Source organism: Streptomyces himastatinicus ATCC 53653, from assembly GCF_000158915.1.
Classification (GTDB): Bacteria; Actinomycetota; Actinomycetes; order Streptomycetales; family Streptomycetaceae; genus Streptomyces; species Streptomyces himastatinicus.
Genome location: NZ_GG657754.1, coordinates 4,239,240 through 4,247,764, shown reverse-complemented (window position 1 = coordinate 4,247,764; position 8,525 = coordinate 4,239,240). Strand labels below are relative to the sequence as shown.

The following is an 8,525-nucleotide window of genomic DNA, read 5'->3' as shown; positions in this document are numbered from 1 at the left end:
GACCAGTACGCGGACGAGGACCGGCCCCGGGCCGCCAACGAGTGACGCGCACTCCATTGACCAGCGGGGAACGGATTTCCAAGCACCCCGCAGGGGATGCTAGAGTTTCACTCGTTGCAAGGGCCTGTGGCGCAGACTGGTAGCGCACCTCGTTCGCATCGAGGGGGTCAGGGGTTCAAATCCCCTCAGGTCCACCGCAGCTAGAAACCCCCGCCGGGAAAATCCGGCGGGGGTTTCGCTTGTGCTGGATTAGCCTGCGGGCATGCTCACCTCAGCTCTTGCCTTCGCGGGCGTTGCCGCGCTCATCAATGTCACTCCGGGGCTGGACACCCTGCTCGTGCTGCGCACGTCGGTGTCCCATGGGCGGAACGCCGGGCTGGCCGCCTCGCTCGGGATACTCGCCGGCTGTCTGGTGTGGGGATTCGCGACGGCGGTCGGGCTCACGGCGCTGCTCACGGCTTCTCGTGTGGCGTACGACACGCTGCGGGTCGCGGGGGCCGCGTATCTGGTGTGGCTGGGGGCGTCGGCGCTGTGGCGGTCGCGGCGGGCGGCGGCGTCGGAGACGGAGACGGAGCAAGCTGCCCCGGCGCCGCGTGGGCGGTGGGCGGCGTTCCGTGCGGGGGTGGGCACCAATCTGCTCAACCCCAAGGCGGGGGTCTTCTACATGAGCCTGATTCCCCAGTTCACCCCGGACGGCGCCTCGGTGTTCACCGCGACCCTGGTGTTCACCGCGATCGACATCGTCGAGCTGGCGCTCTGGTACTGGGTGGTGTCCGGTGCCGCGTCCGCGCTGAGCGAGCGGATCCGGCGGCCGGCGTTCCGGCGTCGGATGGAGCAGGCGAGCGGAGTGGCGTTCTTCGGCTTCGCGGCGAATCTCCTCGCGGAGGGCGGGCGCAAGACCGCCTGATGCGGGCGCCGGTGGCGCTGCCCTGACGGGGCGTCCGATGTCAGGGAATCGTGCTGACACGGTTCCTGTTGTGTGCGGGCCGTGAGACAGGTGATGGCCCTGGCGAGGGGCACGGGCATAGTGGGTGCGTCCTGAATGGGACATGGCGCGAAAGCGCCGCCGCATGAATTCCACACCGCACAACAACAGCACCACAGGGGGATAAGGCGCCATGCCACTCATACGCCGTTCCACCGCGGCGGTCGCCGCGGTGACCGCGCTGCTCGTGGTCACCGCCTCGGCCTGCGGGTCGAGTGAGGACAAGGCCAGTTCGGAGTCGACGTCGCCGACCGCGGCGGGCCAGCAGGGCGACAACGGGATCAAGCTGCCGGAGGGCGTTCCGACGAGTCTGGACGACCTGAAGAAGTGGAAGGAGGGCGGGTGGAAGGACTGGGACAAATGGGCACGCGATGCGTCCGATTTCGCCAATCCCGTCATCAAGAACTTCTGGCAGCCGTCCCGGATGTCCAAGGCGAAGGACTCGCCCAACACGCTCTCCTCGCAGAGCGCGGGCGAGAGCCAGGCCGCGACCGACCCGGAGCCGCCCGCCGTACCGGCCAAGCAGGTCTCGCGGCCGTACCACCAGAACATGGCGCCGGTCGGGAAGGTGTTCTTCGACAGCCCCGAGGGGCCGATGGTCTGCTCGGGCACGGTCGTCGAGGACCCGGCGCATCCGGGGAAGTCGAACCTGGTGTGGACCGCGGGCCACTGCGTGCACTCCGGCAAGAAGGGCGGCTGGATGCGCAACATCGTGTTCGTGCCGTCGTACAACGACGACGGGCTGACCGCGGCCAAGGCCGAGACCGCGGCCCAGCGTGAGGTCACTCCGTACGGCGTGTGGTGGGCGGACTGGTCGCAGACCTCGTCCCAGTGGATCGACACGGGCGGCAAGACCGGCAACGTGGGCTCCGCGTACGACTTCGCGGTGCTGCACGTGAAGCCGGAGAACAGCGGCGGCAAGTCGCTTCAGGAGACGGTCGGGGCCGCCGTGCCGGTGTGGTTCGGGGCGCCGTCGGCGAACAAGGTCAGCTCGATCGGGGCGTACGGCTACCCGGCCGCACCGCCGTACGACGGTGCGAAGATGTTCAACTGCACCAGCAGGCCGGGCCGGTTGTCGTTCGCGCCGACCACGCCGACGATGTACCGCATCGGCTGCTCGATGACCGGCGGGACCTCAGGCGGCGGCTGGTTCGTCAACCGCGGGGGCAAGACGGTGCTGGTGTCCAACAGCTCGATCAGCTCGAACGAGCACACCTGGCTCGCCGGTCCGCATCTGGGGGCGGACGCGAAGGGCGTGTTCAACGCGATGAGCAAGAAGTTCGCCGGCCGGGGATGAAACGGCCGACACAGGGGGGAACCCGCTCCGGGGACGGGGCGGGTTCCGCCGTACGGGCCGCCGTACAGCCGCATCACATCGTCGCGTTCGGTCTGCCGCTGAGCAGCGCGGCCTTCTGTGAGCGGCTGCTCGGCGGGCGCTCCTACGCCCTGTGCGACGAGCCGCCCCTCCTCGGCCACCTCACCACCACCGCCCTGTGCCTGGTGCTGGCGGCCGCGGTGACGGCCGTGGTGGGTGCCTGGTTGACGCAGGAGAAGGCGCCGTGCCATCGCGCGGTCCCCTGGGCCTTCGTCGCTGTGATCGCCGCCCTGATCGTGACGGCGGACGGGATCGACGCCCACGGGGAGCGCGAAGCGGCCGCGATCGCCGCCCAGGAGGCTTCGGACAGCGGCGGGGGGTGTGGGGAGGCGATGCAGATCTACGTCGCGACGCCCGGCTGGTTCTTCTGGTGAACGGCGGCGTCGTCCGGGAGCGCCAGCGGCTTGCCGAAGCAGCGGCTCAGCTCGTCGAAGCGGTACAGCCCGAACTTCTTCACCGGCACATAGCCCGATGAGGTGTACAGCGCGATCGCCTCGGGCTGCTTGACGCCGGTCTCCAGCACCATACGGGTGCGCCCCGCCTCCCGGGCGCTGTCCTCGAGCGCCGCGAGGATCAGACGGGCCAGCCCGCGGCCTCGTGCCTCATGCACGACGTACATCCGCTTCAGCTCGGCGTCCCCGTCCTCGTACCCCTCCTCGTTCCGGTCCTGGCTGCGCCAGCCGCCGGTCGCCACCGGGCGGCCGTCCGTGTCGTACGCGATGAGGTAGAGGCCGTGGGGCGGGTCGAACTGGGCCGCGTCCAGGGGCGTCATATCCCCTTCGTCGTCGTATCGCTCGGCGTACTCCGCCTGCACCTCGTCGTTGAGCCGCACCGCGTCGGGGTGGTCAAAGCGAACCGCTCGGAAATTCATGCACGGGATCGTACTTCTATGCGACTGGGGCGGCATCGGAATTTCCATGTCGTATCGTGCCGTAGTGCTCTCCGTGACGACCGTGAATGTGAACGGGCTGCGTGCCGCCGCCAAGAAGGGCTTCGTGCCCTGGCTGGACGGTACCGCGGCCGATGTGGTGTGCCTCCAGGAGGTGCGCGCCGAGCCGCGCGAACTGCCCGAGGCCGTGCGCGAGCCGGACGGCTGGCATGTGGTGCACGCCCCGGCGGCGGCCAAGGGCCGGGCGGGGGTGTCGGTGTACGCGCGGCGCGAGCTGGAGGCCGTACGGGTCGGCTTCGGCTCCTCCGAGTTCGACGACAGCGGCCGCTATGTGGAGGTCGACCTGCCGGGTGTGACGGTCGGCAGCCTGTATCTGCCCTCCGGTGAGGTCGGCACCGAGCGGCAGGACGAGAAGGAGCGCTTCACGGCGGAATTCCTTCCGTACCTCAAGGAGCTGCGCGAGCGGGCGGCGGCCGACGGGCGCGAGGCGCTGGTGTGCGGCGACTGGAACATCGCCCACCAGGAGGCCGACCTGAAGAACTGGAAGGCCAACCGGAAGAAGTCCGGGTTCCTGCCGGAAGAGCGCGCGTGGCTGTCGCGCGTCTTCGAGGAGGCGGCGTACGTGGACGTGGTGCGCGCGCTGCACCCGGACGTCGACGGCCCGTACTCCTGGTGGTCGTACCGGGGGAGGGCGTTCGACAACGACGCGGGCTGGCGCATCGACTACCAGGTCGCCACCCCCGGGCTCGCCGGGCGGGCGCTGAAGGCGGTCGTGGAGCGGGCCCCGGCGTACGACCAGCGGTGGAGCGACCACGCCCCGGTGACGGTCACCTACGGCGCCGCTCACTGATCCGGCGGCGGGTGCCCGGTGTCCTCCGTGCGCCCGCCCGTCCGTTCCTCCAGGCCGGTCCGCAGACGGCGGTCCATGGCCATCGACAGCTCGGCGTCCACGACGCTCTTCGCGAGCGGACGCAGCCGCTCCACGGTCTCGCCGACCTCCTCGCCGCGCTTGCGGGCGTCCGCCAGCACATGGTTGATCAGCAGTGTGGCGAAGGTCTCGGCGATGGCGTCCACATGCTCCCGGACCTCGCGCCCGGCCGCGAGGACGGCCGACAGCGGGATGCCCTGGCCGACCAGGGCGCGCGAGGCGTCCAGCAGCCGTTGGCTGATGTGCACGATGTCGTCGCCGTCGACCGCGAGATAGCCGATGTCGAGTGAGACGGTGAGGTTCTCCGCGGTGGCCTCGTCGTCGAAGTAGTCGGCGAGCGCCTGCGGGGTGAGCCGGATCGGGGTCTCCTCGGACCAGGACGGAAGGCCGCCGTCCAGCCCCAGCAGCTCGCCGACGTCCCGCCCGCTCTCGAACGCGGCGATCAACTCGGCGATCCCGCCCAGGGTGTGGCCGCGCTCCAGCAGGGCGGTGATGGTCCGCAGCCGGGCCAGGTGGTGGTCGTTGTACCAGGCGATACGGCCCTCGCGGCGGGGCGGCGGGATCAGCTTGCGCTCCCGGTAGAAGCGCAGGGTGCGCACGGTTATCCCGGCCCTCTCGGCCAGCTCCGTCACCCGGTACTCGCGTACCCGGTCCGCTTCGCTCATCGCCACAGCAGCAGCCTATGCCGAGGGCGGTTGTGTGTGACCGCCGGTAACTCGGTTATCCACAGCCCCTACCGCTCGCCGGATCCCTGTCTTACGCTCCCATCGTGCCAGTGAACGCTGGCACGGTTCCGAGCCGTTCAAGCGGTTCTGGTAGTTCAAGTGGTTCTGGCAGTTCGAGCGGCGGGAGGCGGCGGCATGGCGGCTGGGCTGGCGCGTGAGCACGTGCGGGTGGCGGTGATCGGCTCCGGATTCGGGGGCCTGGGCGCGGCGGTGAGGCTGCGCCGCGCGGGCATCACCGACTTCGTGGTCCTGGAGCGGGCCGATGCGGTCGGCGGGACCTGGCGGGACAACAGCTATCCGGGCTGCGCCTGCGATGTCCCGTCCCATCTCTACTCCTTCTCCTTCGCGCCCAACCCCGACTGGCCGCGCGCCTTCTCCGGCCGACGGCACATCCGCGCCTATCTGGAGCGGATCGCCGACACCTTCGGGCTGCGGCCGCATCTGCGCTTCGACGCCGAGGTGCTCGCCCTGCGCTGGGACGGGGCGGCGCTGCACTGGGAGGTCGAGACCGCGCGCGGGCCGATGACCGCCGATGTGGTGGTGAGCGCGACCGGCCCGCTCTCCGACCCCAAGATCCCGGACATCCCGGGGCTCGACGGGTTCCCGGGCAAGGTCTTCCACTCCGCGCGCTGGGACCACGGCTACGACCTGCGCGGCAAGCGGGTCGCGATGGTCGGCACCGGCGCCTCGGCCATCCAGATCGTGCCCGAGATCCAGAAGGAGGTGCGCAGGCTCACCCTCTTCCAGCGCACCCCGCCCTGGGTGCTGCCGCGCATGGACCGCCGGATCACCGGAGCCGAGCGCTGGCTGCACAGCAGGCTCCCGGCCTCCGGGGCGCTGCGCCGCGGGCTGCTGTGGGGGATCCGGGAGTTGCAGGTCGGGGCGTTCACCAAGCGCCCGGCCGAGCTGGGGCTCGTGGAGCGGCTGGCCGGGGCCAGCGGAGTCCATCGCCGCCCCGGCGGTGCTCCAGGCCAGGCTGACCCCGCGCTATCGCATCGGCTGCAAGCGCATCCTGCTGTCCAACGACTACTACCCGGCGCTCGCCCGGCCGCATGTGGACGTGGTCGGCGGGCTCAAGGAGATCCGCGGCTCCACGCTGGTCGGCTCCGACGGCACCGAGACCGAGGCCGACGCGATCATTTTCGGGACCGGCTTCCGCGTCACCGACCTCCCCATCGCCCGTCGCGTGACCGGGGCGAAGGGCACCACGCTCGCGGAGGAGTGGAAGGGCGGTATGGAGGCGCTGCGCGGCACCACCGCGGCGGGCTTCCCCAACTTCCTGACGATCATCGGGCCCAACACCGGGCTCGGCAACAGCTCGATGATCCTCATGATCGAGGCCCAGCTCACCTATCTGACCGACTATCTGCGGCAGTTGGACGCCCTCGGCGGCAAGGCCGCCCTGGATGCCCGGCCGTCGGCGGTCCGCGCCTACAACGACATGATCCAGGAGAGGATGAAGCGCACAGTGTGGAACTCGGGCGGCTGCGAGAGCTGGTATCTGGACGGCAACGGCCGCAATACGACCCTGTGGCCCGGCTCCACCGGCGAGTTCAAGCGGGTCACCCGGCACGTGCGGCTCGCGGAGTACAGCGTGCTGCGGCAGCGGACCGAGGCCGGTCAGGGCGCGGAGTCCACCGCGGGGAGGGGATCGCGATGAGGCGCACCCGCTACGCCGCCTCCGGGCCGTACGCCCCGCCGGTTCCGCCGCGCGAGCTGACCGTCACCTCGGCGGACGGCGCCCGGCTGCACGCGGAGCTGCACGGGGTCACCGACCCCGCCGCTCCCGCCGTCGTCCTGGCGCACGGCTGGACCTGCTCGACCGCCTTCTGGGCGCCGGTCGTGCGCGAACTGGTCGCCCGCCACCGGGTGATCGTGTACGACCAGCGCGGCCATGGCCGCAGCGCCGCCCCCGGACCCGGCGGCTACAGCACCGAGGCGCTCGCCGACGACCTGGAGGCGGTGCTGGAGCAGACCCTGGAGCCGGGCCGCCGGGCCGTGGTCGTGGGCCACTCCATGGGTGGGATGACGGTGATGGCCGCCGCGGGCCGCCCGGCGGTGCGCGAGCGCGCCGCCGCCGTGGTGCTGTGCAGCACCGGCGCCTCCCGGCTGGTCGAGCGGGCGCGTGTGGTGCCGCTGCGCTCCGAGCGGCTGCGGGCGCGGATACACCGCGCGATCCTCGGCGCGCGCCTTCCCATGGGGCCGGTCACGCCCGTCAGCAAGCGGCTGCTGCGGTACGGGACGTTGGGGCCGGGCTCCGCGCCCGCCATGGTGGAGGCGTGCGCGCGGATCGTCCACGCGTGCCCCCGTGTCGTGCGGGCGGGCTGGGCGCATGTCATGGGCGACCTCGATCTGGACGCCCGCGTCGGCCTGCTGACCATGCCCGCCGCCGTCATCGTCGGCACCGCCGACCGGCTGACCCCGCCCGAGCAGTCCCATGCCATAGCGGCCGCGCTGCCGCAGTGCACCGGCCTCACCGAACTGCCCGGACTCGGCCATATGACCCCCGTGGAGGACCCCGGGGCGGTGAGCGGCGTGATCAGCCGCCTCGCCGCGGACCACCTCGCCGCGGAGCATGAGGGAGCCCCGGGATCCCCCAGGGCCGATGCCCCGACCGATGCCCTGACCGGTGACCTGACCGACGACGACCCCCAGGCAGCCGAGGAGCGGACGACATGAGCGCGCGCAGAAATCTGGAGGGCCGGGTCGCGGTGGTGACCGGCGCGGCACGGGGCGTCGGCGAGCTGCTGGCCCGCAAGCTGTCCGCGCGCGGCGCCAGGGTGGCGCTGGTGGGCCTGGAACCGGACGAGCTGAAGCGGGTGTCGGGGCGGCTGCCCACCGACTCCGACCACTGGCACGCCGATGTCACCGACCCGGAGGCGATGGCCCGGGTCGCGGAGGAAGTGGTGGCGCGCTTCGGCGTGGTGGACATCGTCTGCGCCAACGCCGGTGTGGCCACCGGCGGTCCGTTCCTGGAGACCGACGAGGCGGCCTGGCGGCGGGTCGTCGAGGTCAATCTGCTGGGCAGCGTCACCACGGCCCGCGCCTTTCTGCCCGCGCTGCTCGCCAGCCGCGGCCATCTGTTGCAGATCGCCTCGCTCGCCGCGATAGCGCCCGCGCCGATGATGACCGCGTACTGCGCGTCCAAGGCGGGGGTGGAGGCGTTCGCGCACTGTCTGCGTGCCGAGGTGGGCCACCGGGGCGTGACGGTCGGCGTGGGCTATCTCAGCTGGACCGACACGGACATGGTGCGCGGTGCCGACCGGGACGAGGTGATGCGGGAGTTGCGGGCGCGGATGCCGTGGCCCGCGGGGCGTACGTATCCGCTGGGCCCGGCCGTGGACCGGCTCGTCGCCGGGATAGAGCGCCGCTCGGCCCATGTCTATGGGCAGTGGTGGCTGCGCGGGATGCAGCCGGTGCGTGGTTATCTGCCCGCGCTGATCGGTGCGGTGGGGCGGCGTGAGATGCGCTGGGCCGAACCCCGGCTGGCGGCCACCCGCGGGCAGCGCGGCCATCTCGTGGGCGAGGGCGGCGCGGCGGACGAGCGGGCGCGCGGCGCCCGTACGCAGCGTGACCGGTAACCCTCTGTCAACCACTTTGACCTGGGAATTTGATGGGTGAGG

Annotated in this window: 8 protein-coding genes, 1 tRNA gene and 1 pseudogene; 8 read left to right on the top strand and 2 right to left on the bottom strand. The window is 71.5% G+C overall.

Annotation, left to right across the window (positions count from 1 at the left end):
- Positions 1 to 120 precede the first annotated feature (120 nt).
- The 4 genes from SSOG_RS17460 to SSOG_RS17445 all read left to right on the top strand — a co-directional run bounded on the left by SSOG_RS17460 (position 121) and on the right by SSOG_RS17445 (position 2,734).
- Positions 121 to 194, top strand: a tRNA-Ala gene (locus SSOG_RS17460).
- A gap of 68 nt (positions 195 to 262) precedes the next feature.
- A complete protein-coding gene (locus SSOG_RS17455; protein WP_009715562.1) occupies positions 263 to 907 on the top strand; it encodes a LysE family translocator in 645 nt (214 codons plus the stop codon).
- Positions 908 to 1,118: 211 nt separating this feature from the next.
- Positions 1,119 to 2,282, top strand: a complete 1,164-nt coding sequence (locus tag SSOG_RS17450) for a trypsin-like serine peptidase (protein WP_009715561.1) — start codon at positions 1,119 to 1,121, stop codon at positions 2,280 to 2,282.
- Entirely contained in the window at positions 2,279 to 2,734 is a 456-nt protein-coding gene (locus SSOG_RS17445; RefSeq protein WP_009715560.1) for a hypothetical protein, read from the top strand. Before SSOG_RS17450 ends, SSOG_RS17445 begins: the two co-directional genes overlap by 4 nt.
- On the opposite strand, the gene SSOG_RS17440 is transcribed toward SSOG_RS17445, so the two are convergent.
- On the bottom strand, positions 2,701 to 3,231 hold the full coding sequence (locus SSOG_RS17440) for a GNAT family N-acetyltransferase (protein ID WP_009715559.1): 531 nt from the start codon (positions 3,229 to 3,231) through the stop codon (positions 2,701 to 2,703). The genes SSOG_RS17445 and SSOG_RS17440 overlap by 34 nt on opposite strands.
- A 64-nt stretch (positions 3,232 to 3,295) precedes the next feature.
- Between SSOG_RS17440 and SSOG_RS17435 the strand changes: the two genes are divergently transcribed.
- The gene (locus SSOG_RS17435) at positions 3,296 to 4,099 is read left to right on the top strand and encodes an exodeoxyribonuclease III (RefSeq protein ID WP_039937913.1); all 804 of its coding nucleotides are present in this window, start codon (positions 3,296 to 3,298) and stop codon (positions 4,097 to 4,099) included.
- Here SSOG_RS17435 and SSOG_RS17430 read toward each other — a convergent pair.
- Positions 4,093 to 4,842, bottom strand: coding sequence for a MerR family transcriptional regulator (locus tag SSOG_RS17430; protein ID WP_009715557.1), 750 nt, complete (start codon positions 4,840 to 4,842; stop codon positions 4,093 to 4,095). The two genes, SSOG_RS17435 and SSOG_RS17430, sit on opposite strands and share 7 nt — an antisense overlap.
- 195 nt (positions 4,843 to 5,037) lie before the next feature.
- Between SSOG_RS17430 and SSOG_RS17425 the strand changes: the two are divergent.
- From SSOG_RS17425 to SSOG_RS17415, 3 genes and pseudogenes are all read left to right on the top strand, one after another.
- Positions 5,038 to 6,562: pseudogene (locus tag SSOG_RS17425) on the top strand (flavin-containing monooxygenase).
- Complete coding sequence (locus SSOG_RS17420) at positions 6,559 to 7,581, top strand: alpha/beta fold hydrolase (protein WP_009715555.1); 1,023 nt, start codon at positions 6,559 to 6,561, stop codon at positions 7,579 to 7,581. Before SSOG_RS17425 ends, SSOG_RS17420 begins: the two are co-directional and overlap by 4 nt.
- On the top strand, positions 7,578 to 8,483 hold the full coding sequence (locus SSOG_RS17415; protein WP_039937911.1) for an SDR family oxidoreductase: 906 nt from the start codon (positions 7,578 to 7,580) through the stop codon (positions 8,481 to 8,483). Before SSOG_RS17420 ends, SSOG_RS17415 begins: the two co-directional genes overlap by 4 nt.
- Positions 8,484 to 8,525: the final 42 nt, after the last annotated feature.